The sequence below is a fragment of the Synechococcus sp. PCC 6716 genome, from assembly GCF_022570815.1.
Classification (GTDB): Bacteria; Cyanobacteriota; Cyanobacteriia; order Thermosynechococcales; family Thermosynechococcaceae; genus Thermosynechococcus; species Thermosynechococcus lividus.
Genome location: NZ_JAKLTU010000002.1, coordinates 155,365 through 178,193, shown reverse-complemented (window position 1 = coordinate 178,193; position 22,829 = coordinate 155,365). Strand labels below are relative to the sequence as shown.

Annotated in this window: 21 protein-coding genes and 1 tRNA gene; 9 read left to right on the top strand and 13 right to left on the bottom strand. The window is 53.1% G+C overall.

Annotated elements, in window-relative coordinates; genetic code table 11:
* Positions 1–136: 136 nt before the first annotated feature.
* Both L5220_RS03770 and L5220_RS03765 read right to left on the bottom strand, forming a co-directional pair.
* Complete coding sequence (locus L5220_RS03770) at positions 137–1,618, bottom strand: carotenoid oxygenase family protein (protein WP_499571687.1); 1,482 nt, start codon at positions 1,616–1,618, stop codon at positions 137–139.
* Positions 1,615–2,985, bottom strand: a complete 1,371-nt coding sequence (locus L5220_RS03765; RefSeq protein ID WP_499571685.1) for a folate/biopterin family MFS transporter — start codon at positions 2,983–2,985, stop codon at positions 1,615–1,617. The genes L5220_RS03770 and L5220_RS03765 overlap by 4 nt, the downstream gene beginning before the upstream one ends.
* 232 nt (positions 2,986–3,217) lie before the next feature.
* Between L5220_RS03765 and rpsB the strand changes: the two genes are divergently transcribed.
* From rpsB to L5220_RS03750, 3 genes are all read left to right on the top strand, one after another.
* Entirely contained in the window at positions 3,218–3,994 is a 777-nt protein-coding gene (rpsB, locus tag L5220_RS03760) for a 30S ribosomal protein S2 (RefSeq protein ID WP_448514845.1), read from the top strand.
* A gap of 17 nt (positions 3,995–4,011) precedes the next feature.
* A complete protein-coding gene (gene tsf / locus L5220_RS03755; protein WP_448514846.1) occupies positions 4,012–4,800 on the top strand; it encodes a translation elongation factor Ts in 789 nt (262 codons plus the stop codon).
* 67 nt (positions 4,801–4,867) lie between these two features.
* Positions 4,868–5,737, top strand: coding sequence for a tRNA (5-methylaminomethyl-2-thiouridine)(34)-methyltransferase MnmD (locus tag L5220_RS03750; protein ID WP_499571682.1), 870 nt, complete (start codon positions 4,868–4,870; stop codon positions 5,735–5,737).
* Here L5220_RS03750 and L5220_RS03745 read toward each other — a convergent pair.
* The 4 genes from L5220_RS03745 to hslO all read right to left on the bottom strand — a co-directional run bounded on the left by L5220_RS03745 (position 5,731) and on the right by hslO (position 9,466).
* Entirely contained in the window at positions 5,731–6,480 is a 750-nt protein-coding gene (locus L5220_RS03745) for a M50 family metallopeptidase (RefSeq protein WP_499571679.1), read from the bottom strand. The genes L5220_RS03750 and L5220_RS03745 overlap by 7 nt on opposite strands.
* 14 nt (positions 6,481–6,494) lie before the next feature.
* Entirely contained in the window at positions 6,495–6,989 is a 495-nt protein-coding gene (infC, locus tag L5220_RS03740; RefSeq protein WP_376787932.1) for a translation initiation factor IF-3, read from the bottom strand.
* 178 nt (positions 6,990–7,167) lie between these two features.
* Positions 7,168–8,544 (bottom strand): 1-acyl-sn-glycerol-3-phosphate acyltransferase, encoded by a 1,377-nt coding sequence (locus L5220_RS03735; protein ID WP_448514820.1) that lies wholly within the window; start codon positions 8,542–8,544, stop codon positions 7,168–7,170.
* Positions 8,545–8,566: 22 nt separating this feature from the next.
* Complete coding sequence (hslO, locus tag L5220_RS03730; protein ID WP_499571677.1) at positions 8,567–9,466, bottom strand: Hsp33 family molecular chaperone HslO; 900 nt, start codon at positions 9,464–9,466, stop codon at positions 8,567–8,569.
* A gap of 190 nt (positions 9,467–9,656) precedes the next feature.
* Between hslO and mazG the strand changes: the two genes are divergently transcribed.
* Entirely contained in the window at positions 9,657–10,754 is a 1,098-nt protein-coding gene (mazG, locus tag L5220_RS03725) for a nucleoside triphosphate pyrophosphohydrolase (RefSeq protein ID WP_499571675.1), read from the top strand.
* Between the two features lie 112 nt (positions 10,755–10,866).
* On the opposite strand, the gene L5220_RS03720 is transcribed toward mazG, so the two are convergent.
* A complete protein-coding gene (locus L5220_RS03720; RefSeq protein ID WP_099798473.1) occupies positions 10,867–11,589 on the bottom strand; it encodes an ACT domain-containing protein in 723 nt (240 codons plus the stop codon).
* A gap of 89 nt (positions 11,590–11,678) precedes the next feature.
* Between L5220_RS03720 and L5220_RS03715 the strand changes: the two genes are divergently transcribed.
* Complete coding sequence (locus L5220_RS03715) at positions 11,679–12,209, top strand: GNAT family N-acetyltransferase (RefSeq protein WP_499571673.1); 531 nt, start codon at positions 11,679–11,681, stop codon at positions 12,207–12,209.
* On the opposite strand, the gene L5220_RS03710 is transcribed toward L5220_RS03715, so the two are convergent.
* Entirely contained in the window at positions 12,175–13,311 is a 1,137-nt protein-coding gene (locus L5220_RS03710; protein WP_499571671.1) for an NAD(P)/FAD-dependent oxidoreductase, read from the bottom strand. The genes L5220_RS03715 and L5220_RS03710 overlap by 35 nt on opposite strands.
* Positions 13,308–13,661 carry a hypothetical protein gene (locus L5220_RS03705; protein WP_499571669.1) on the bottom strand — a complete coding sequence of 118 codons (354 nt, stop codon included), beginning with the start codon at positions 13,659–13,661 and terminating at the stop codon, positions 13,308–13,310. The genes L5220_RS03710 and L5220_RS03705 overlap by 4 nt, the downstream gene beginning before the upstream one ends.
* Positions 13,662–13,877: 216 nt before the next feature.
* Between L5220_RS03705 and tmk the strand changes: the two genes are divergently transcribed.
* Entirely contained in the window at positions 13,878–14,564 is a 687-nt protein-coding gene (tmk, locus tag L5220_RS03700) for a dTMP kinase (protein WP_499571667.1), read from the top strand.
* 474 nt (positions 14,565–15,038) lie between these two features.
* Here the strand turns inward: tmk and L5220_RS03695 are convergent, their stop codons facing one another.
* Positions 15,039–15,245 carry a glycogen debranching protein gene (locus L5220_RS03695; RefSeq protein ID WP_448526494.1) on the bottom strand — a complete coding sequence of 69 codons (207 nt, stop codon included), beginning with the start codon at positions 15,243–15,245 and terminating at the stop codon, positions 15,039–15,041.
* A 101-nt stretch (positions 15,246–15,346) separates the two neighbouring features.
* Positions 15,347–16,018, bottom strand: a complete 672-nt coding sequence (locus L5220_RS03690) for a hypothetical protein (protein ID WP_499571665.1) — start codon at positions 16,016–16,018, stop codon at positions 15,347–15,349.
* 381 nt (positions 16,019–16,399) lie between these two features.
* Between L5220_RS03690 and L5220_RS03685 the strand changes: the two genes are divergently transcribed.
* Entirely contained in the window at positions 16,400–19,489 is a 3,090-nt protein-coding gene (locus tag L5220_RS03685) for an FHA domain-containing protein (protein ID WP_499571663.1), read from the top strand.
* Here the strand turns inward: L5220_RS03685 and L5220_RS03680 are convergent.
* Positions 19,490–19,560: transfer RNA gene (locus L5220_RS03680), tRNA-Gly, on the bottom strand. It abuts the gene before it with no gap.
* Positions 19,561–19,693: 133 nt separating this feature from the next.
* On the opposite strand from L5220_RS03680, the gene L5220_RS03675 reads away from it, so the two are divergent.
* Entirely contained in the window at positions 19,694–19,888 is a 195-nt protein-coding gene (locus L5220_RS03675) for a zinc ribbon domain-containing protein (protein ID WP_499571661.1), read from the top strand.
* Between the two features lie 156 nt (positions 19,889–20,044).
* On the opposite strand, the gene L5220_RS03670 is transcribed toward L5220_RS03675, so the two are convergent.
* Complete coding sequence (locus tag L5220_RS03670) at positions 20,045–20,707, bottom strand: lysophospholipid acyltransferase family protein (protein ID WP_099798466.1); 663 nt, start codon at positions 20,705–20,707, stop codon at positions 20,045–20,047.
* A 70-nt stretch (positions 20,708–20,777) separates the two neighbouring features.
* Between L5220_RS03670 and L5220_RS03665 the strand changes: the two genes are divergently transcribed.
* Positions 20,778–22,721: an ABC transporter ATP-binding protein/permease gene (locus L5220_RS03665; protein ID WP_198406160.1), complete on the top strand. Its 1,944-nt coding sequence runs from the start codon at positions 20,778–20,780 to the stop codon at positions 22,719–22,721.
* Positions 22,722–22,829 lie beyond the last annotated feature (108 nt).

Sequence of the window (22,829 nt, the reverse complement as noted above, 5' to 3'; positions counted from 1 at the left end):
GCCACAACTCTGGAAGAGATGGCCCATAAAGACAGTTGTAATACAGCGGTTTCCGCAACGATATGGGACAATTCTTGCAGAAACAATATTCTGAGACGTTGAAGAATGACTTTGCTCACTGCTGCTGCTGTGCCAGTTAGTTATGCAAACCGCTGTAAGTTGTAAATGAGCCGTGCAACCCATAGGGGATATGGTGCTTTAGGTGCAGACGGGCAATGGGGCCGCCATGGATGGCCGCAGCATCAAAAATCAGTAATTGGGACGTGTGGGAACTGGCATCGTACATGACCTGTAACACCCAGCCATCGTCTTCGTCTTGGGAGCCGTGCCAGAGAAAACTCCCCTGATCGAGACCCCGGGGGACAAAAATGGGTTCGCCGACAAATCCTTGGGGTGCTGCTGACCAAAACTGCTGCTCACCGCTGTGGCGATCGCGCCGCCAAAGTGCCTGCAAAGGGGCATTGATCTTAGGATCATGACCAGCCGCTAGGTAGGTGTAGCGGTAGGGCTGCCCCACCTTAGCTGGATGCACCACTGGAAATTCGCAGGGGCGATCGTCCACTATGGTTGAGGTCACCTTGCCCGTGGGTCGATGGATGGTGATGTGCCACAGCAAACTGGCGGGGAGAGATGCAAAATTCACCTCACGAAAATCTGTGCCCGGGTCGAGGGTGGGGAAGTGGCTGTAGGCAATGGACTCGATGTGAATCTCGTCGCCAGCTTCATAGGCATTGGCATGATGAAAGACAAAGCAGGCTGGCATTGTGAACTGTTGCGGTGCCCCCCCCGCTCTTGGCAAAAGCCAGATGCGCGTGGGCTCGTTGGCATTAAATTGAATACACTGCGCTGCTCCGCGCAATCCCAATAGGTAAGGTAAGGGGTTGAGCCGCACCGGGTTTTGAAACACAATGGCGTAGTGTGGGGTGAGCGCAATGTCGTGAATAAAGGCAAACCCAGGAATCTGGAAGACGGGCTGCGAGACACACTCTCCCGTGGCAGCAAATTCGTAGAGGTGAATGCGGGTATTGAGTCCGGGCTTGAGTGCAAAGTTAACAAGCCGTTGCGTTTGGGGGTCAAAGCGGGGATGCGCTGCAAAGGCATCGTGTTCGCCTAAGAGGCCGTCTAGATTGTCTAACCCTAGGGTCTCTAGGGTGGCCGGATCCAGACGATGGGGAAGACCCGCTTCCCACAAAGCCAGTAACTTGCCCCCCCAATAAATGATGTGGGTATTGGCAATATTTTTAATGCGAGTGTCTAAAAAATTCGCCAGCCAGCCCCCAGGCTTTTGGGTGCCAAAGACACCGCGATAGAGAAGGCGATCGGCTTTTTCTTCTTCTAGAAACCCGGCTGTGCGCACGTAGCGATTGCGAAAGTGCACCCGCCCCTGTTCAAAGTGAAAGGCGCAGATCATGCCATCACCATCAAAGGGATGGGCAAGGGAGACCCCACCCCGCTCCAGTAAGCCAGGGCCATTACGGTAGAGGGTACCGTTGAGATCCTTGGGAACAGTGCCCTCCACCTCATCAATCCAATAGTCGTATTCTTCAGTGAGAGACTGAGTACCGCCCCGCCAGTCGGCCATGCTATAGGGGCGATCGCCGGTCAGTAATCCAGTCATGAGACACTTGGCTCCAATTCAACATCAACAGAGACAGTCGCCTTGGCGGCGCTAGAGGTGGGGGGCTTAATCTGCTGGGGTAGCCAACCGAGCAGGGGCAAGGGCAGCAGCGTACTCACGTTGGTTATCAGCACCAGCAACCACAATCGGTCAAAATTATGCTCTGTAATCCCCAACCAATGGGTCAGAAGCGCCCCCAGTTCATGGGAGACCAAATTAGCAAGATTACTAATGGACATCAGTAGCGCAAACAGAGTGGCTTCAATCCCTGGGGGGCACAGGCGTGCGGCTAACACTAACACTGGCATGAAAGCAATTTGACCCATCACCGCCAGAACAAGGCTATCCCCCAAGCTAAACCACTCATCACTAATGCCCCATTGGCGATTGAGATGGGTCACCAGAATTAAACTCGATAAACCCAGCACGGCTGAGAGAATGGTACTCCAGAAAAAGATTGTACGAATGGGTAAAGTTTTAAGGTAGCGCTGAAAGAGCCATACTCCCAGTAGCGATGCCACACTGGTGACAAGGCGCACCCGTCCCAGAAATTCTGGCTCAAACCCTAGCGCATTGGTGGTGAAAAAGAAAAACGCTGATTCTGAACCCGGTGTAGCCTGCCAAAGAAAGAGAAAAGCGACCGGCAGCCAAATGGTCTTTTGCATCATTGCCGTGCGCACGCGACCAATGTGCTGCCATGTTTGCCGCAGGTCTGGAGCAACCCTGATGCGATCTTCAGCGATCGCCCCTGCCACCGCTGAAACCAGTAGGGGAAAGGTGGCCGTGAGCAAAAACACCGTGCGCGTACTCACCCATTGCAGCAGTTGACCACTGAAGTAAGCCGTGAGGATTCCCCCTAAGGCCGTGGCTGCCCAGCTTAGGGATTGCAGCGTTCCTGTTTCAGTGGCTGACTCCTGACGCGCCCGCTCCACTACTAAGGAGTCAACAATGACATCACTGAGGGCAATGGCAATGGAAGCAACCAGAATCGCTAGGGTCGCTTGCCACGCCGTTTGCACCCAAGTTCCCAAGCTCAGCCATGCCCCGCATCCCAATAGCCCCGAAAGGACTAGGTAGGAGCGGCGCCGAAAGCCAAAGAGGGGCAAACTATCGGAGACCAAGCCAAATACCGGCTTGATCACCCACGGTAGTGCCGCCACCCCCATCAACGCCGCCACTTCAGCCGGAGAGAGACCCAATTCATCCTTAAAGAAAAAACTGATGGCTAGCCGTGCCAACCCCAAAACCCCTTGCACAAAATAGACCAACAAAATGGCAAACAATTCACCACTGGGGTCTTGACCAAACAGCAGTGTTTTTTGTAGCCACTGGAACCAGCGTTGGGGTTGCGAAGGTTGTACCAACATTACTAAATGTTAAGCAACGGCATTGCCTCCATCATATCGAGGGATGCTGGAAATTGCTATGGGAGTCTGAAGCTAAGATGCTCTGGTTGCTGCTGCGGCACAAAAATGCGCCTCAAACAAGAGAGACTAAACTTGCTATGATAGGAAGTCTGTGAATTTTACACATCCGTCCCCTTGGGTGTCCTCACCGGATGATGGCGGATGGTCGCTTAACCCATAGGAGTACAACTGAATGTCTGTTTTAAGCCTTGCCCAAATGCTCGAGGCAGGGGTTCACTTCGGCCACCAAGCGCGGCGTTGGAACCCCCGCATGGCACCCTACATTTTTACCGTGCGCAATGGGGTGCACATCATTGACCTTGTGCAAACGGCTCAACTAGTGGATGAAGCCTATCACTACATCCGTGAGGCCTCCGAAAAAGGCAAACGCTTCTTGTTTATTGGCACAAAGCGGCAAGCAGCGGGCATCGTCCATCAAGAGGCGTTGCGTTGCGGCAGCTACTATGTGAACCAACGCTGGTTGGGGGGAATGCTGACCAACTGGAATACGATTAAAACCCGCGTGGATCGGCTCAAAGAACTAGAAAGCATGGAAGAAAGTGGCCTCATTGATCTGCGTCCCAAGCAAGAAGCCTCGACGCTGCGGCGAGAGCTATCGCGACTGCAAAAGTACCTTGGTGGTATTAAGCAAATGCGTCGCTTGCCCGATGTTGCCATCATCGTTGATGTCAAACGAGAGTACAATGCCGTAGCTGAGTGTCAAAAGTTAGGCATTCCCATTGTGGCGCTATTAGATACCAACTGCGACCCCAATCAAGTGGATATTCCCATTCCGGCTAACGATGATGCCATTCGTTCCATTAAGCTGATTGTGGGCAAGCTGGCTGATGCGATCTACGAAGGTCGCCATGGCCAGTTGGATGAGCCAGAACTCGATCTTCCTGAAGAGGATGAAAGTGCAGATGGCGATGCTGAATCCCTTGATATTCCGGATGAATCTGACGCTTAATCGTTGAGGAACACACCATGGCAGAGATTTCAGCCAAATTAGTCAAAGAACTGCGCGACAAGACCGGCGCCGGTATGATGGACTGCAAAAAAGCGCTGCAAGAGTCTAACGGCGATATGGAAGCGGCCATTGCTTGGCTACGGCAAAAGGGTTTAGCCTCAGCCGGTAAAAAGGCAGGCCGTGTCACCAGTGAAGGACTGGTGGATAGCTACATCCACACCGGCGGTCGCATTGGGGTTCTAGTCGAGGTCAACTGCGAGACCGACTTTGTTGCCCGCAACGAAAAATTTAAGGCACTGGTTCAAGATATTGCCAAGCAAATTGCTGCGTGTCCAAACGTGGAATTTGTCTCTATCGATGATATTCCGGCTGACTATAAGGAAAAGGAACGCCAAATTGCTCTTGGCTCTGATGCCCTGCAAGGTAAGCCACCGGAGGTCAAGGAAAAAATTGTTGCCGGCAAGCTAGAAAAAACGCTGAAAGAGTTGTGTTTGCTGAATCAACCCTTTATTCGCGATCAGTCTAAGACCGTTGAAGAGCTAGTGAAGGAAAAAATCGCTGAACTAGGGGAAAATATCCAAGTACGGCGATTCCAACGCTTTGTTTTGGGGGAAGGTATCGAAAAGCAGGAGACTAATCTTGCGCAGGAGGTGGCAGCACAAACCCAAGCCATGGCCGCTGCTGCGCCGGCACCGGAACCGGCTCCCTCGCCAACAGAGGCCGAGTCGAAAGGCTTTGCTAGTTCGAGTTCGAAGAGCAAGAAAGGGAGCGGTAAGAGCCGTTCCACCGCTAAAAAGCGGTCATAACTATCACGAGGCATCGTCTATTCGCTAGGGTTGCGTGTTTCCCAATTTGCGAATGTTGCAGTGTCCCATGGGTGTATGGCTGCCTCAACCTACCGCTGATGGCTCGGCCACCTTCTTCTCCGCAGAATTTGGTGAGAGCTTTCATAGCCGCACGGGTGCGCAGCAGGAAGCTCTAGAAAAGTTTGCGATCGCTACTGCGCTAGAAGAAAAAAGCCAACGCTCCCATGTCACCCTCTTGGATATTTGCTATGGCCTTGGCTACAATACCGCCGCCGCCCTCGATGTGATCTGGCAGCGGCATCCCCATTGCCATATTACAGTGGTTGGTCTGGAACTGGATGCAACGGTTCCGGTGGCGGCGATCGCCATCATGCCACCCTGGCCGGAGTCCGTCCTCGAGGTTCTACGTGCCTTGGCGCACCACCACCGCTACACCACAGCGAACTGTCAGGCGCAACTGTGCCTAGGCGATGCCCGCCAAACCATTCAAGACCTTGCAGCTAGCGGCTTTCAGGCCGATGCAATTTTCCTTGACCCCTTTTCGCCGCAGCGGTGTCCCCAATTGTGGAGCGTCGAGTTTTTGCGGGTTGTGGCGCGGTGTCTGGCGCCCGATGGGTATCTGGCCACCTACTCCCGCGCAGCAGCGGTGCGATCTGCACTGTTAGCGGCCGGTTTGCACATTGGCACCCTGCCCTTGCGTGCCCCCCACGCCCCTCATGAGTGGTCTCAGGGCACCATTGCCCGCTGGCAGTCTTCAGGCTTGATTCCCCTGTCTGCGATGGAACAGGAGCACCTGCAAACCCGCGCCGGCATTCCCTATCGTGACCCCTGCCTTATAGATACGCCGCAGCAGATTCAGGCACGGCGGTATGCCGAGCAGCAGACCTCAGGGCGGGAGTCCACCAGCCAATGGCGACGACGCTGGGGAATTTACTGAGGCAGCGAGGGGGGAGAGCTATAAGCGGTTTTCAGGCTCCATACCAGCAGCGCCACTGTCAAGAACGAAATTGCCGCACCCCACAGCCAATAGGGCAAAAACAGATACTTTTGCAGTAAACCCGTGTCGGAGAGGTGACCACTGGGAATACTGTAGGTGAAGAGGTAGCCCACCTGCTGAAAGGTACTAATACAGGCTTGCACCCCCAAAAATTGAATACTAAAGTCCTTTAGCCAGCGGCTTCCCCGATCGGCAATCAATAGTACCCCTAACCCAATGAGGGGCATCACGAGAATGCCAAACAGGGAGCGCACCCACAAAAGGGTTGAAACCATGATAATAATGCCTAAGGCCTGGAGGCAAAGGCTAGTTGCACGCGGCGATCGCGATGACAAAATCAACACACTACCAGCAATGGCTGGCCCCAGTGGCCCGCCGATCGCCACCAACCCATGCCCCAACCGCCCTAGCAATACCTCGCCACCATAGTGGGCAAACCCTGAACCATTGGGGAAAATGACTAATTCACGGAAGTAGCCCCCCAGCAGGATAGCGGTGAGGCCGTGCCCCATTTCATGAAACCATGTGGCTAAAATCGTAAACGGATAGAGAAGGTAGTTCCCCAGCGGTACCTGCCAGAGGATCACTGTGGCAACAGCGGCAGCAATTAACCAGAGACCCCCGTGGGAGGACACAGGTGCCACCGGTAGTTGCAACGAGCGATCGGGGCGAAACTTAACCATTGCGACTAGCAAAATCAGCGTTTCGGTGCCAAAAACATAATCATATTGCGGCCTTCTTGTTTTGGAGGTTGCTGCACCTCGGCTATGGCTTGTAAATCATTGGCCATCCGCTTGAGCAGGTCTTCTGCAAGGTGAGAGTGCTGAATTTCCCGTCCCCGGAAGGTGACTGTTGCTTTTACCTTATCTCCTGCTTTGATGAAGCGCTCCGCGCGGTTAATGCAAACATTGTAATCGTGTTCTTCAATTTTGTAGCGCATCTTCACCTCCTTAACATCAGAGGTGTGTTGCTTTTTGCGGGCTTCACGCGCTTTCTTTTCTTGCTCAAAACGAAACTTACCGTAATCAATGATTTTACACACCGGCGGATCGGCCTTATCGCTGACAAGAACGAGGTCTAGTTCTTTTTCGCGGGCGATCGCCATCGCCTCTTGAGAGGTCATAATGCCCAATTGAGAGCCGTCGCTATCAACAACTCGCACCCGTGGAAAACGAATGCGCTCATTAATCATGGGTTGATCTTGCTGTGTTTTTTTGGTGAGAGCCACTGGTACCTGTGTCGTAATACAATCAATGAGCAAATATACAAGAGCAATGAATTGCTCCTACTTAGGGTAACAACGCATTGCTGCTCCCTGCTATACATCTTAGCGGAGGAATGGCAGAACCCTCAGCACAGATGGTGGTTGGTTATCCGTTCGTTGTGGGCACAATAAGGGCTTCAAACTGCGCTCGAATAGCAGTGGTGACGTCGTTAAGGGCTTGCCGCGCCCCCCGGCGATCGCGGCGATAGAGGGGCCAGTAATGCTCCAAGTCAATTGGTTCACCGACACTTAAGCGCACCTGCCGCGGCCCTACTAGCCCATTGACATTCGAGTGCTTTCCTTCGAGCCAATCAAAGGTGCGCCAGAGGATGAGCACCACCTCAGCAAAGCGATCAATACTGGGTTGCTCGCGCACATAGCTGCCGGTCACTGAGGTAAACCGCTCCGCTAAACGCATATGCCGGAGCCGCACATTCGCTTCTTCCGCCAGCCAGTCTGCCAGACAGCGCTCTACGGTAGAAAGCTGATCTAAGTCCCCCCGAAACATTCGCTCCCACGCGGCGTGCTCAATGCGCCGACAGCGATCCACGAAATCCTCGCTGGGCTTGAGGCCAAAGTAGTCTTCCGCAACCACAAGGACACTGTGCAACAGCCGCTGCAACCGCGCCGCCAACTCGGCATTGGCATTCTCAAAGGCTGGCAGCGGGGGAAACTGCTGCCGATAAGACTTGGCATAAAACACCTCTAAGCAATCTAACAAGTGCATTGCCACGTTAAATAAGCGACGGTACAACAGTTCTACATCCGTACCGGTTGCAGTGGTGCCACACCCCAGTCGCTGCTCTAGCTGATCCATGAGGTGCGCAATCCGTGCCCATGAGGGGCTAGCTAGGGTGTATTGAATGCCAATGGGCAAAATCACCACAGGCAGCGATCGCCCAGCTTTAGCCAAATCCTCTAGGCACCAAAACCCCAGTTGAGCCACCCCGGGTTCTAAGGGTGCCACCAATTCATTGTGCTCATTTGTGGCTCCCTCCGGTGCTGCCGCCAAGGGAAATTGCCCCTCCAGTAACAACTCCCGCGCTGCCCGCAACGCTTGGGTATCCAGCTTGCCGCGAATAATGGAACTGCCCCCCAGCCGCGAAAAGAGCCACCCTACCGCCTCTCCCGCCCACAGGGGAATCCCGCGATCGTAGAGAAAATAGCCATTGGTGGGCGATTTTAAGGGAATCCCGATTTGTCTGGCGGTACGGGGTAATAGGTGCCACATCAGGTAGCCCATGACCAAGGGATCATCGGTACTGGGATGGCGAAACGCCAGCAACAACCGCAGTTGACCGGCTTGAAATTGCTGATAGGTCCGTGCCAAGGTCTCAACATTGACCCCTTCTATCTTGCGAAAGCCTAGGCCGTAACGTAAGTACAGCGGTAACAGCCGCGAGAACCCCCACCACACCGGATAACTAAACCGTTGCGGTAAAAAGTGCAACGGCGGACGAGCAGCAGTCACAGCACTAGACATGGGCAGCCTCCTCAGCCGGGGGTTAAACCGAGGCAGTTGCTAGCTCGGCAATTAACTGCTCTAGCATAGGCTGATCCGCCCAGTAAACAGCATTACAAAATTGACACGTTGCTTCGGCCTTTGCCTCTGTGGCTAGAATATCCTTTAATTCTGCTTCCCCCAAGAGCTTGAGTGCCGCTAACATCCGTTCTTGGGAACAGCCACAGTGAAAGCGTACCATTTGCCGTTGGGGTAGAATCTGTAGCTCCATATCCCCCAATAATTCCTGAAAAATATCTGGCAAGGTGCGACCGGCCTGTAACAGCGGTGTAAATCCTCGTAAATTGGCAACCCGCTGCTCAAGGGTGGCAATGAGATGCTCATCATTGGCTGCTTTGGGTAAGACTTGCAGCATTAAGCCACCTGCAGCAGTGACCCCCTCTTCGCCAACAAACACTCCAAGCATTAGTGCCGAAGGGGTTTGCTCTGAGGTGGCAAGGTAATAGGTGATATCCTCGGCAATTTCCCCAGAAACCAGTTCGACGGTACTGGAGTAAGGATAGCCGTAGCCCAGATCATGAATCACGTAGAGGTACCCCTGCCCTCCCACGGCGGCACCCACATCTAATTTGCCTTGGGAATTGGGCGGTAACTCCACTTGGGGCTGTTGGACGTAGCCACGCACGGTACCATCACTGCCAGCGTCTGCAAAAATAATTCCCAATGGACCATTGCCCTTGATGCGGAGGTTAACCCGGGCTTGGGGCTGCTTGAAACTAGAGGCTAAAGTGAGGCCTGCTGCCATGGTGCGGCCAAGGGCAGCGGTGGCCACGTAGGACAGTTGGTGTCGCTGCCGAGCGTCATCGGTAAGCTGGGTGGTAATCACCCCTACTGCCCGAATGCCTTCGGCTGCTGCTGTTGCTCGTAACAAAAAGTCTGCCATGATGACCCTACGTTTGCAATCTTTCGTTACATTTAGCATAACTGGCTGTTGAGCCACTGCTCAATTGAGGGTTAGCTTGGGCGTACCTGTAACTCTGCAAATCGCCTGAATCGACGTAAAATAGGGAGACAAGCAGGAATGGGGTTGCACAGTAGTGGTGAATTGGGCAGCAAGCAAGGATCAGTGCGCCATGGCGACTCCCTTAACCGTTTTAACTGCGGCAACTGCACTGGCAGAAGGTTCCGTGCTGCCAGAAGGGGGGCTAGTGACCCAGATTCCCACGTTGGCGATCGCCCACCGTTTAAGTGAACAGCTTCAGTCCCATTGGCCTACTACAACAACCGTCAGCCTGATCGATGCCCAGCAGCAGGCGATCGCCCTATCCCTTGGCGACCTCAGCAACCTCACCACCGCAGATTGTCCCCTCCAACTCTACCTTCCGCCGCCGTTACCACCGGCTCTTGCTCAGCTGAACCAACTCATCGCAGTGGTACGGCAACTCCGCCATCCAGAAACTGGCTGTCCGTGGGACTTGCAGCAAACCCCCACCAGTTTAATTCCCTACATTCTTGAGGAAGCCTACGAAGTAGTGCATGCCCTACAACAGGAGCAGCCAGCGGCCATTGCTGAAGAATTAGGAGATCTGTTGCTACAGGTGGTGCTGCAAAGTCAGCTCGCTGCCGAAGCAAATCAGTTCACCATAGCTGACGTAGCCCAGCGCATTACCGAGAAACTGATCCGCCGTCATCCCCACGTGTTTGGCACCGTGGAACTCACCACTGCCGAAGACGTACGAGATCAATGGGAGCACATTAAAGCTAGCGAAAAAGGCGAGGAGGCCTCTTTACCTCTCAGTCAAAAACTGCACCGCTATGCCCGTACTCTTCCTCCCCTGATCGCAGGCATCAAAATTGGTGAGCGTGCCAGCCGATCTGGCTTGGACTGGCCGACCATTAGTGGCGCGTGGGAAAAATTCTATGAAGAGCTAGCAGAATTTCAAGAAGCACTGCTGAAGGGCGAACCCAGCCAGCAGGCCGCTGAACTGGGGGATTTACTATTTAGTGTGATTAACCTTGCCCGTTGGTGCCAGCTCGACCCCGTGCAAGCCCTGCAACAGACCTATCAACGTTTTATTCAGCGCCTAGAACTAATTGAAGCAGCGATTGACCGCCCCCTTGAGGATTATAGTTTGGCGGAGCTAGACGCCCTGTGGCAACAGGCAAAGCAGCAGCTTGAGGGAGCGTCTGAGGCTGAGCAACCTGAAGAGCCGCCTATTGAGCAAAAGTGAACAACTCCCGACACTCATCTTCGTTGAGTAAGCACAATTCACACATACAGKGGGGGGCTTCCCGCCGATGTTGCGAAACCCCGTCCCTCTCAAGGGCGGGGTAGTTCATTGCTCACCCATTCCCTGTTAAATGCTCTTTGATTTTAGTGGCGATCCGTGACCCCAAATAGTCTGGAATGAGGTTGCCATTGGGGCCAAGGAGGTACAACAGCAGCCGCACCCGCCCTTGCCAGAGCATAAAGTTAACATTTACCACCAACAGTTCTTCTTGCCAAATAGCATGCATTACTTTATAGAGCAGAGCAGGATGGTTGGTGGACTCGATCAACAGCGCTGGCAGATGAAACACTTGATCCACGTAAAAACTAGTGTTGATTTGGCTGAGTCCTTCCCCGAGGTTAAACTCCACCGCCAGCATTTCTTCGACGGCAAACTCACCGCTAAGGGTTTGCTGCAACGCACGGCGTACACTTTCACTGCGCTTTTTGGACAAGGGGCGACCCTGATCTGACAGCACCAATTTTACGAATACCAGCATCGGTGGCCGTACATGGCCATAAAGAGAGACATTATGAATCGTTAACTTGTAGGCCGCCATCACCCCAAACAAATCACTGAGGAGGTAGGAGTGATTACGGTGGGCAAAGTGGAGAACCGAGCGATCGCCCTCTGGGACAATATAGATAACAGCCTGATTCGTTTTATGGATTTGAAACCCCAGCTTGAGGTTTTGCAGTTGCACATCTCGACCTACAAACTGCTCGTAAAAATCTGGAAACGACCGATTAAACCGCTTCAGGACATCGAGGTTACGGAGTTGAAAATCGGAAACCATAGGTAGAGAGTCGCTATACTATAGCCTAGGCCGGGTTACACTTGGTCACGTCCCAATACTTGGGTTATTCCCATCTCCAGCATACTGGCATGAGCTTCTGGAAATCGCTGTTTAATTCGCAACCATCAACGAGCGCGACAACAACTGCCGTTGACCTTGGTTCTCAGGCTGCCCTAGAACGGGACAGCAGTACGGAAGGGCAAATTATCTTTAGCAAGGATAAAGAAATTGACGTTTACGAACTTGAGGAGCTGTGTGATGCCGTGGGCTGGTCGCGTCGTCCCATCCGCAAGGTCAAAAAAGCCATCCAGTTCAGCTTCTTGGTCATTTCCATGTGGGAGCAGCGGGGAGCGTACCGGCGCTTAATCGGGTTTTCCCGCGCCACCTCAGATCACGCGTTTAATGCCACTATCTGGGACGTAGTGGTGCACCCTGAGTTTCAGGGGCAGGGGCTAGGCAAAGAACTCATGCGCCAGATGATCAAAGAACTCCGCAGTGAAGACATTAGCAATATCACCCTGTTTGCCGATCCCCACGTCGTTGATTTCTATCGCCAGTTAGGCTTTCGCCCTGATCCTGAGGGGATTAAGGGGATGTTTTGGTATCCGAATTCTCGCTAGGGTCACTAACAGGCTGCTGTGCTTTGTGCCCCTTACCCACGGCTAAATGTTCTTCTAGTGCTTGGCGCACCAACTGGGCAGTGATGGGTGCCAGCAGGATGCCATTGCGGTAGTGGCCGCTGGCTACCCACACCCGCGGCTGAAGTTGCTCAATAACGGGGGCAGCTCGATCGCAGGGTCGCGGACGCAGCCCTTGCCAGTGCCGCAGGAGGGGGGCAGTTTTCAATGCTGGCCAGAGGTGGCTTGCCTGTTCACGCAGGGTTGCTAGGGCTTGGGAATCCCCTGTGGAGCGATCGCCTTCAACGGTTGCCCCCACCCACACCCGGTGTGGATCAACGGGGACAAGGTGAAGATCCTCTGCAGTGAGCACTGGTAAGGTAGGGGGCGCTGCCCAGCCAAACTCAAGGGCTTGCCCCAGTACTGGCTGTAGCAGTACTGGATGATTGATCTGCTGAGCCAAGGGCGTTGTCCCGAGTCCTGCGGCCAAAATCAAGTACTCCGTTGTTAAGGTGCCTGTTTCAAGGCGTAACTGTAGCGGCTGCTCCCCGGCCTGTTTGACCTCAAGCACTTTACTGTGGTACCAAAATTCTACGCCTTGCTGTTGGGCAGCTTGGCGCAATGCTGCGGTGAGGCGGCGGGGATGCACTTGGCGATCGCCCTTTGCCCAGAGGGCACCGTGCACCACTTGGGGATTGATCATCGGAAACTCAGAGACCACTGCCGCTGGCTCCAGCCATTCTAAGGAGGGGTCGCTATGGATTGCTAGCCATGACTGAGTGGCGATCGCCGCCTCTGGGGTTGTCAAGACCTCTAGAATCCCCCGCCGTTGGTAAGGAATCTCTACGCCTGTGGCCGCCTCCAGTTCAGGGATGAGGGTGTCATAGCGTGCCAAACTTGCCTGTCGCAGTTGAAAATTGCGCCCCCGCCGCCGACTCAGCTGCACAATTAAGACCCCAAGGGCAGCGCCAGTAGCCGCAAACTCAGTCTCTGAGCGAGCTTCAAGGACAACAATAGCAGCGCTCAGAGCGCGGCTGAGTTCGTAGGCGATCGCCGCACCAATCACCCCAGCCCCAACAATCGTAATTGTGGCCGTTGTTTTCACATTGTTGCCACGTTATTCAACAACTCCCAATTTTCGTTTTCGGCAATGGCACGGCTGATGCGATCAAACCAGGCAAAACAATGGTTGTCTTTTTTGAGAGTTAACTCTTTATTTTTGAGCACTAAGTCAAACTTAGTCACGCCTGACTGGGCTGTTGCGTTATCAATCAGCACTTCCACCGTGACCAGTTGCGACATAGAGACATCGTCGAGGTCAGTTTCTCGGGCAACAACATAATCCTCACCGACGTGCATCACCGTCAGCTCACAGGCCTGTAATGTTTGCACTAACTGTTCCTTCAGCCGTGCTCGGGGCAGTGCAATAGTGACAACACGAGCATATCGAGCCATAATCGTACAGTGGTAAGCCGTTTACTCGCAAACAGTGGTTCCAGTGTAATGGGTGTATGCCCAACTTGACGAGGCAGCCCTCAGCCATCACTAGAAATTGGGGTTTACTGATCACTATGATTGCTGCTAGCACCCCAAGGAGGACTGGAGATGCTAAGACAGGATGCCGCGATTATACCAAAACTCTACTCAATGCCATCCTGATTCATGCAATCTGTGTCTAAGGTGATCGCGGTGCCCACTCGGGGGTCGTTTATTGTGCTGGAAGGGGGTGAAGGAGCCGGCAAAACAACCCAACTCCAAGAGACGGCCCAATGGTTGCAGGTCAGTGGATGGCTGGCAAAACTCCGTAGTCGTGGCATTGACCCGCCGCTGGTGGTTACCCGCGAACCCGGAGGAACTGTCCTTGGGCAAGATCTGCGCCACCTGCTGCTGCACACCACAATGGAGATTGCCCCCCTTAGTGAATTACTGCTGTACGCCGCCGATCGCGCCCAGCATGTGGCCACCTGCATTCAACCCCAGTTAGCCCAAGGCGGAATTGTTTTGTGCGATCGCTTTACCGCCTCAACCGTGGCTTATCAAGGCTATGGTCGCGGTTTAGATTTAGCCTTAATTGATCAGGTCAACCGCATTGCCACTGCTGGAGTGGTGCCAGATCTGGTGCTGTGGCTTGATGTCCCCCCGCAAGTGGGTCTAGAGCGCAGTCGCCGGCGGGGGAGGAGCGATCGCTTTGAGCAAACAGCACTTGCGTTTCATGAGCGGGTGCAAGCAGGATTTGCTGCCCAAGCTGCCGCTGGGGGCGATCGCTGGCAACGAATTCAGGCAGATGCCCCTCCAGAGGTGATCCGTCAGGCCATTCAAACCTGTGTGGATCAGCATCTACGGCAGTGGTATGACTAGCGCTCAAGTGCTTGAAGATGCTGATCAATAATTGTTTCATGATTATTTGTTGGACTTGTAACCAAATCATCGCAGTTTGGCTACTTTTTTCTGTCTTTCTTTACCGAAAAACGCCGTAAAGCCCTTGCCTTCAGGCATGGGGATATAAGGCGCATGTTGTTTTTTCAGGTCTAAAACCCCGCCCTTTAGGGCGGTTTTGTGTTATGCTATCCATAGCGGCAGGGTAATCAACCGCATAAAAAACCCAATAGCCTAACGGCTAGAAAACGACCTAAGTTTTTTTGGTTGGTTTAACGGTACCTTAGGGCATAAGGGAACCGCCTCGCAAGAGGGAACGCTTGGGGAGATAAGCACCGCTGTCGTAGTAGGGCAACCTGATGCGATAAGTGCTGTCGCAGAACCAAGAACAAGAATCCCCTGCCTTTAGGCATGGGGAGTATGTCAACAAACTCAGCACCCGTAGCTGATGCTAACTTAGCCAAGCTTCAGAGCTGTGCTGGGCACATCTTCCCAAGAGGTGACCCTGCGTAACCGAACCTGCCAACCCGCTGCTTTTTGCTCTGGTGTGAGATTCTTTTCAAATGACTGTACACACTCTTGGGCTTGAGCCTCGTCACAGCAAGCGATACAGGCGTAGAGCAGACCCGATGGGTCAACTTGTTCACTTACCCAGATCGTCATGATTGGCTCCCTTACAGTCAGTGTTGATGATTAGAGTTGATAGACACCACGTCGCAATCTTGCAGTCGGCTAGACGCACTGGTCAAGAGCTTATAGGAACCCTACGCAAGAACTGTTGCAGGAACACCAGACTTCTGTAGCTGTTTGGTGAATTGCGGCAGGATACGTTGGCATTGATTGATGAAGGCCGCTAGCCACCCTTCTAGATGTTCTAGCTGTTCTTGCGTTAAGTAGATGTCGCGGGTGGATTGATAAGACTGGCACAGAACGTGACCCTCATTGTTAATACTAAAGTCAGCAAACCAGCTGCTGTAGGGACGAGTCCCCCGCCAATAGTTAGCAACAATCATTTTGCCCAGATATTTTTGCGCTACATCCCCTACTTTGTTAAATTGCTCGAGTACCTCTGCCAACGTTAAGGCTTTGGTGGCAGCATGGGTATCGGCATCAGAGACCATCTCCTGCAACGGTAGCGTCATCTCTGTTACCTCATCATCATTTTTGGGCACTAAGCCCATGAGGGCAAAGAGTTTGTTTTCAAGGTTGGCCAGATAACTGTTGTAGGTTTGGCCATTTCGGCTCAGGGTTTGGTGCATGCGAACAATTAGATCAATTTCTGCTAACTTAGTGGTCGCCAGAGATTCTAGCCGCGCCAATTGATCGGCAAAGCCTTGACTGTCAGTATCGGTAGCACTGACGTTCAAGCCAAGCAATTCAGCACGCTCGGCAAGGAGGCGGCGAATATAGTAACGGGTCATTGGGGTGAGCGACATAGCGAACCTCGCGCAATCGTTAGAAACACAGCTTGTAAACTTTTGTAAACTAGTGTAACACGGCTCCTGCAGTTGACACAAAGTCGGTAAAATGCCGGCCGGTATTGTTCATCAGGTATTTTGGTCAAAATTGGGGTTGCTACTAGAGGACGTTATCAACAACGGGGTTGTTGCAAAGGTACAAGAGAAGAAGGATATAGGTCTTAGGATTTACTGTAGGTGATATGCTGGCCTATTGGTTGCGTGCTTTTACGGAAATTCACCTCAAATTCCCTCACCTTTTACGGAAATTCATCTCAATCCCCCCAACCCGTTACGTTTTGTAATCCCTTCCATAATCCAGTACACTGACTGGCATTGAACCTTTTTTGTACCAAGGTCATGACTCAAGCCGCTTGGTTAGAACTGGTCAAGTCGGTGAGTGAGCACGGTTTCCAGTTGCCTGCCACCGGCCTCACCATTGGCCGCGCCCCAGATAACACCATTGTCCTTAACGATGTGGCGGTTTCGCGCTACCATGCTCGCTTTGAATGGCATGATGGTCAGGTACACATTGTTGACCTTGAAAGTAAAGCGGGCACGCAGCTCAATGGCCAACCCTTGGTACCTCATACACCAATTCCCCTTGAGGACGCAGATTTAATTACCCTTGGCAACTCGGCGCTGCGGTTTCGCCTCGTGTGGCAGTATCAAGAGTATCAACCCCGAGCCACGGAAATTAGCCAAGACGCAGAAGTGCCTGTAATTGAGGTACACACCAAAACGTGGCGGCAACGCTGGGGGTTATCGGAGGTCACGAGTTTGCTGGGCACCCATCCAGCCTGTGATGTGGTGGTGGATGTGCCAGAGGTGCTGCCCTGCCATCTGCGGCTAAAGAGGGTGGACAATCACTTGCAGGTGATCGATCTGAGTGATCCGAACCCTGCAATGAATGTGTGGTTGGGCAGTGGCGACAGCTACGCCTTAACAGAGTACGTCAGTCTTAGCTTTTTGGGGCAGGAGTTACCGGATCGCATTGATACGCAGCGGCATGCGGTGGTGTTTAGTCCGGCAACTGAGCTGCGCTTGACGGGCACAGCGACGGTACTCGCTATTCCAGAGGCTGATGCAACCGCAACGGTGCCTGTCAAGACGATTTCGCTGCTAGGTTATACCACCTTTACGATTGGTCGGGATCCCAGTAATGATCTGGTGATTGAGCATCCGACGGTATCCCGCCACCACGCTAAGATTGAGCGCCGCCATAGTGACTTTATCCTTACAGACTTAGGTTCTAGTAACGGCACGTTTGTCAATGGTCGGGAGGTGGAGGAGCCAGTTTTACTGCGGGTCGGCGACAGTATCCGCATTGGTAGCGATCGCCTAGTCTTAAATGTTGATGAAACCCTGACCCAGTATGCTGAGTCGGGTCACATGCGCCTAGATGCAGTGAACCTGAGTAAGGTGGTGGGCAAGGGCACTAAAATTCTCCACGATATTTCGCTGTCGATTCTGCCTAAGGAGTTTGTGGCTATCTTAGGCCCAAGCGGCAGTGGTAAATCCACTCTCTTGGATGCGCTCAACGGTCTGCGCCCTGCCACCAGTGGCACGGTGATGGTGAATGGTACAAATTTTTACCGCAACTATCAAGCCTTCCAAGCCCAACTGGGGTATGTGCCACAGCGGAATATTATCCACGAAGAGCTAACGATTGCCCAAGCCCTAGACTATGCAGCGCGGTTACGGATGCCTCCAGACACGACCGCAGCCGAACGGGCACAACGGGTTACGGCGGTCTTAGCAGAGCTAGGCTTAAGCCATCGTCGGGATGTTCCCATTAATCGCTTAAGTGGAGGGCAGCAGCGCCGAGTGTGTATTGGGGCGGAACTGCTGACCCAACCCAGTCTCTTTTTCCTAGATGAAGCCACCTCTGGCTTGGATCCGGGTACGGAAGCAGACATGATGTTTTTGTTGCGGCAGTTGGCGGATCAAGGCCGCACGATTTTAATTATTACCCATGCTACCCAAAATATTCGTGAGTGCGATCTGGTGGTGTATATGGCGGAGGGGGGACGGCTTGCCTATTTTGGGCCACCGGATCAGTTACTGCCCTATTTTCGGGCGACCTTTGGCGATCGCTTCAGTGGCATTAAGCTGGAAGATTTTTCTGGGATTTATCGCGCTCTTGACAAGGAGAAAAACCCCAATGCCCCCAGTTCCGAGGAACTGGAGCAAGCTTACCGGCGATCGCGCCTCTACCAAGAATACGTGGTCGGGCGGCAGCAGGTGCTCGCTCACACCACTGATGACTCCCAACGTCGCCCCCGTAGCAGCCAACGCCGATCTAAGGAACCCAAGTCAAAAATTTCGGCATGGCAGCAGTTTTGGATTTTGACGCAGCGCAACCTGACGATTTTGGGGCAGGATCGCAGTAACCTGCTGCTGACGCTGTTGATTGCACCCCTGTTGGGTAGCCTTAGTTTTGTCTCGTGGCAGCGCAATCTTTTCAATCCGGACACCGGGAACGCCGGCCAAGCCCTGACGATGATCTTTGTCACTAGTTTGATTGCAGTGATGATTGGGGCAATGACGACCATGCGGGAGCTGGTCAAGGAAGTGGAGGTGTACCGCCGCGAGCGCATGATTGGACTGCGAATTTTGCCCTATATTGCCTCGAAGGTGGCGATCGCCCTCGGCCTTGCCCTTTACCAAGCTGCCACTTATCTATTGGTGACAAAGCTGGCCGTGATTTTACCGGGCGACTGGTCAACGACCGTTGCCATGTACATTACCCTTGCCCTAGCAATTTTTGGGGGGATGGCTATGGGGCTATTAGTCTCTGCGCTTGCGCCTAGCCAAAATATTGTGCCTCTACTCGTGTTGATGTTTTTGGTGCCGCAAATTATTTTTAGTGGTGGCATCCAGCCGGTAGCGTCCTTTGGCTTACCTGGCCAGATAATTAACCATCTCACAGTGATTAAGTGGCCGTTTGAGGCAATGGTCAAGTTAACCGGTATGGGAGATGACATAGCCAACGATCCCTGCTGGTTGGAACCGGAAGACGAGCGGGAAAAAATGACAGAAGCCATGCAGCGGGATTTTTGCCTTTGCTATGGCCCCGGTCTCTTTAAAACCTGTAACTTTCCGGGTATTCGCGCCAAGTACGTGCCTGAGGTGGATGAACCCGCCCCACCGCGTCCCGAATCTCCCGGAGATCCGCCCAGTGATCCACTAGAACTACAGGACTATATGAGGCGGCTGCAAGCCTATCAGGAGGCGATGGATGAGTGGGAGCTGAAGTACTCGGCATGGAATCGCCAACGTAGTCGTGCCATTAATGAGGCTCAAGGTATCATTAGCCGCTTCCAGCGCGATCAAGGCTATATGTTTAGCGTTGATGTTCGCCAGCACTGGCGTAATCAGGCAATTTTGATTTTGGCGATGCTTGTTGCTCTACCCTTCTGCCAGAAACGCCGTGACTTTGGCCATTGAAGCGGGCAGACGGAATCGAACCGACAACATTAGCTTGGAAGGCTAAGGTTTTACCATTAAACTATGCCCGCACATTATGCACAGACTATTAACCTACCATAGCGATGGGGCGATCGCCAATCTTGGCCCCCTTGAGCTGCCCGTTCGCCGGAGTCATGGGAGTATTTTTTTCTGCAATTAGTGAATGCACCGGCCCATGACGCTATGCCTACAAGAGCAGCTTCCCTATCCCATAGCGTGGTAACTGTAGCGGTTCCACCTCAGTGCACCTCCCAGACATGCTCGTGTTGCGGCCATTTGGTTAAGACGTCCCTCAGCACTTGTCCGCATTTGTGCCAGTGCGGAACTGTGCTGGACAGAGACCCCAACGCAGCTATCAGCATTGTGGAGCTAGGTTGACGGACTGTGGGGCACACAGGACCTTACGCCGGTGGAGAGGAGGCCGCTAATCATCTTCTGGAGACAGCGGTTGAGCACGTCACCTCGTTGACGCAGGAACCTTCATCGGCGACGATGGAATCCCCTTCCTGAGCGCAGCGAAGGCAGAGGGGGATGTCAATCAACCTGTGCTGCCTGAGTGACTGCATCCAGTAGTGCCTTGTGCAGTTCCTCAGTGAGCTGTTGTGCCCGCTGTTTAAGGGGTTGGCGATCGCAACCGTTGCGCTCTACCCATAGCGGCGGTGCAATATAAACGCTGACCCGACAGCGAAATTGAGGGCAGGGAGTATAAACAATACCAACCGGGAAAATGGGAATAGGGCGATCGCCTTGTGCTTGCAGTACCAGTCGAGCCAGCCCAGGTTTGAGTGGACGTACTGGTAATTCCCGCTCGATCCCGCCCTCTGGAAACAGAACTAAGGGCTGTCCGGTTTTGAGAATCTCGAGGGCATGGCGCAGGCTACTGGCTTGGGGGCGATTGAGGTTAATGGAAAACGCCCCTAAGCGACGAATAAACCATCCCTGCACCCCCCTAAACTCAATGGCATTGGTCATAAACCGCAGCGGACGGAACCACACCAACGCCAGAATCACCGGATCCCAACGGCTATAGTGCTTGGGTGCCAACACAAAGCCGCCATCCTTGGGCAATTGTTCGCGGCCAACAATCGTAATCTTGGCAAAATAGAACCACAATAGGAGGCGGTGAAATGGCCAGAGTCCCCAGTATAGCCACGGCACAATTCTAGAGGTTGTTTGCGACGTGTTTTGTTCCGCCATGCATTCGTCTCCGTAGCCACCCCCACTACAATAGTAGGCCTGTAGCCTATTAACGCTTCGGTACTGTCCAGTGTCTCAACCTAGCCATCGTTTTGATGCCCGCGTTTGGGGGCAATTTATTACTATTGCCCAGCCCTATTTCTTCCCGCGCGATCGCCGCGGCAGCAGCGGCATCTTTATTCTGCTACTCTTTTTAGTGATTGCGCTGATGTTTGGGTGTCTCTTTGCCCTAACGGCGGCTGTGACCTTTGGTCTCAATGCCCTTGCCCCGGAACTAATGGGGCAAATTGCTGGCGGCTTAATGGATCTCATCCGCTCACTTTGGTCTGATCCCTTCAGCCGTAGCCTCATCCTTGCCACGGTTATCGTGCCCCTTGGGGTGTTTGTGCTCTTACGCCGCGACCTCCTCCCCCGCTGGCAAGCGTGGACCCTATTAGGGCTATTGCTAATGCTGTCGCTGTCCGTGAGTGGCCTCAACGTCATTATCAGCTTTGTGGGGCGATTCTTCCAGACGGCACTGGCGGAAAAAAATGCGGATACCTACTGGCGGTTTCTTGGCGTGTATGCTGGGGTGTTTGTCGTGGGCACCCCCATTGTCGTGATTTACCGCTATGTGCGCGAGTACTTGGGGCTATGCTGGCGGGATTGGCTGACACGCCACTTCTTGGATCGCTATTTTCAAAACCGCTCCTACTATGCCATTGAAAATGCCAGTGACATTGATAACCCTGACCAACGGATCACCGAAGATATTCGCTCCTTTACCCAAACCTCTTTGCAGTTTTTGTTGATTATCCTCAGCGATATTATTGACTTAGTTGCCTTTAGTGGCATTCTCTGGAGTATCTCCCAGACCCTGACCCTAACCCTGATTGGTTATGCGGTGGTCGGTACGGTTGTGACGATTCTCATCGGCCAACGCTTAATTCGCCTCAATTTTAACCAACTGCGCCGTGAAGCTGATTTCCGCTATGGCTTGGTACATGTGCGCGATAACGCTGAGTCCATCGCCTTTTACCGCGGCGAAGCCCAAGAATCGCTACAGGTGCGTCAACGGTTCATTGAAGTGCTCCGTAACTTTAATCTGCTCATTGGCTGGCAGCGAAACCTTGACTTCTTTACAACTGCCTACAATTACTTTGTGATTATTGTTCCCGCTGCGGTTGTGGCACCGCGCTATTTTGCTGGCGAAATCGACTTTGGTGCCATTAGTCAGGCTAGTTTTGCGTTTTCCCAAGTTTTAGGCTCCCTCTCGATTATTGTGAACCAATTTGCAAACTTGAGTGGCTTTATCGCGGGTATCGAGCGCTTAGCGGAGTTTAATGATGCCCTAGTCACACCAGTGTCGCTTGGTGAATCGCAAATTGAGCTGGTGGAGCAGCCGCGCTTTGCCCTAGAGAAGGTCACCATCGCAACCCCCAATTTGGCACGGCAGTTGGTACAAGACGTAACGTTTGCCTTAGATAGCGGCGAAAGTGTCGTGATTATGGGGCCCAGTGGGGTCGGTAAAAGTTCAATGCTGCGGGCGATCGCTGGTCTATGGCAGAGTGGCAGTGGCCGCATTATCCGACCCCCCATCAGTGACGTTCTCTTTTTGCCCCAGCGACCCTATATGGTTTTGGGAACCCTACGAACCCAGTTACTCTATCCGGGGGGCGATCGCGATACTAGCGATGATGGGTTACTCTATGCACTTGCGCAGGTGAATTTAGAACACTTACCGGATCGTGTCGGCGGGTTCGATGTGGAGCTAGCTTGGGATGACGTGCTGTCTCTTGGAGAGCAACAGCGGTTGGCGATCGCCCGTTTGCTACTCAACAAGCGTCCCTATGCCATTTTGGACGAGGCCACTAGCGCCCTTGACCTTGACAATGAGCAGCGCGTTTATGCGCATATTCAACGGATCGCCCATAATTACATTAGTGTTGGCCACCGCGAAAGCTTAATTCAATACCACACTTATATTCTCGAACTTAAGAGTAATCAGGCGTGGGAGTTTCGCCCAGCTCATTAAGGCTGTAAAATCCTAAAAATTTCCCGTTGCAGCGCGAGCCATTTGACCTAAGATGGTGGAAACTTCAACGATCCCCTTGATCTCCTGCGGTTATCCCCCAGCGTATTG

Excerpts from the sequence above, each read along its gene's own strand:
- tsf (WP_448514846.1), top strand. The coding sequence starts at position 4,012 with ATGGCAGAGATTTCAGCCAAATTAGTCAAAGAACTGCGCGACAAGACC.
- L5220_RS03685 (WP_499571663.1), top strand. The coding sequence starts at position 16,400 with ATGACTCAAGCCGCTTGGTTAGAACTGGTCAAGTCGGTGAGTGAGCAC.
- infC (WP_376787932.1), bottom strand. The coding sequence starts at position 6,989 with ATGATTAATGAGCGCATTCGTTTTCCACGGGTGCGAGTTGTTGATAGC.
- L5220_RS03770 (WP_499571687.1), bottom strand. The coding sequence starts at position 1,618 with ATGACTGGATTACTGACCGGCGATCGCCCCTATAGCATGGCCGACTGG.
- L5220_RS03750 (WP_499571682.1), top strand. The coding sequence starts at position 4,868 with ATGGGTGTATGGCTGCCTCAACCTACCGCTGATGGCTCGGCCACCTTC.
- L5220_RS03735 (WP_448514820.1), bottom strand. The coding sequence starts at position 8,544 with ATGTCTAGTGCTGTGACTGCTGCTCGTCCGCCGTTGCACTTTTTACCG.
- L5220_RS03745 (WP_499571679.1), bottom strand. The coding sequence starts at position 6,480 with ATGGTTAAGTTTCGCCCCGATCGCTCGTTGCAACTACCGGTGGCACCT.
- L5220_RS03695 (WP_448526494.1), bottom strand. The coding sequence starts at position 15,245 with ATGACGATCTGGGTAAGTGAACAAGTTGACCCATCGGGTCTGCTCTAC.
- L5220_RS03720 (WP_099798473.1), bottom strand. The coding sequence starts at position 11,589 with ATGGTTTCCGATTTTCAACTCCGTAACCTCGATGTCCTGAAGCGGTTT.
- mazG (WP_499571675.1), top strand. The coding sequence starts at position 9,657 with ATGGCGACTCCCTTAACCGTTTTAACTGCGGCAACTGCACTGGCAGAA.
- L5220_RS03670 (WP_099798466.1), bottom strand. The coding sequence starts at position 20,707 with ATGGCGGAACAAAACACGTCGCAAACAACCTCTAGAATTGTGCCGTGG.
- L5220_RS03705 (WP_499571669.1), bottom strand. The coding sequence starts at position 13,661 with ATGGCTCGATATGCTCGTGTTGTCACTATTGCACTGCCCCGAGCACGG.
- L5220_RS03765 (WP_499571685.1), bottom strand. The coding sequence starts at position 2,985 with ATGTTGGTACAACCTTCGCAACCCCAACGCTGGTTCCAGTGGCTACAA.
- L5220_RS03675 (WP_499571661.1), top strand. The coding sequence starts at position 19,694 with ATGCCTACAAGAGCAGCTTCCCTATCCCATAGCGTGGTAACTGTAGCG.
- hslO (WP_499571677.1), bottom strand. The coding sequence starts at position 9,466 with ATGGCAGACTTTTTGTTACGAGCAACAGCAGCAGCCGAAGGCATTCGG.
- L5220_RS03715 (WP_499571673.1), top strand. The coding sequence starts at position 11,679 with ATGAGCTTCTGGAAATCGCTGTTTAATTCGCAACCATCAACGAGCGCG.
- rpsB (WP_448514845.1), top strand. The coding sequence starts at position 3,218 with ATGTCTGTTTTAAGCCTTGCCCAAATGCTCGAGGCAGGGGTTCACTTC.
- L5220_RS03690 (WP_499571665.1), bottom strand. The coding sequence starts at position 16,018 with ATGTCGCTCACCCCAATGACCCGTTACTATATTCGCCGCCTCCTTGCC.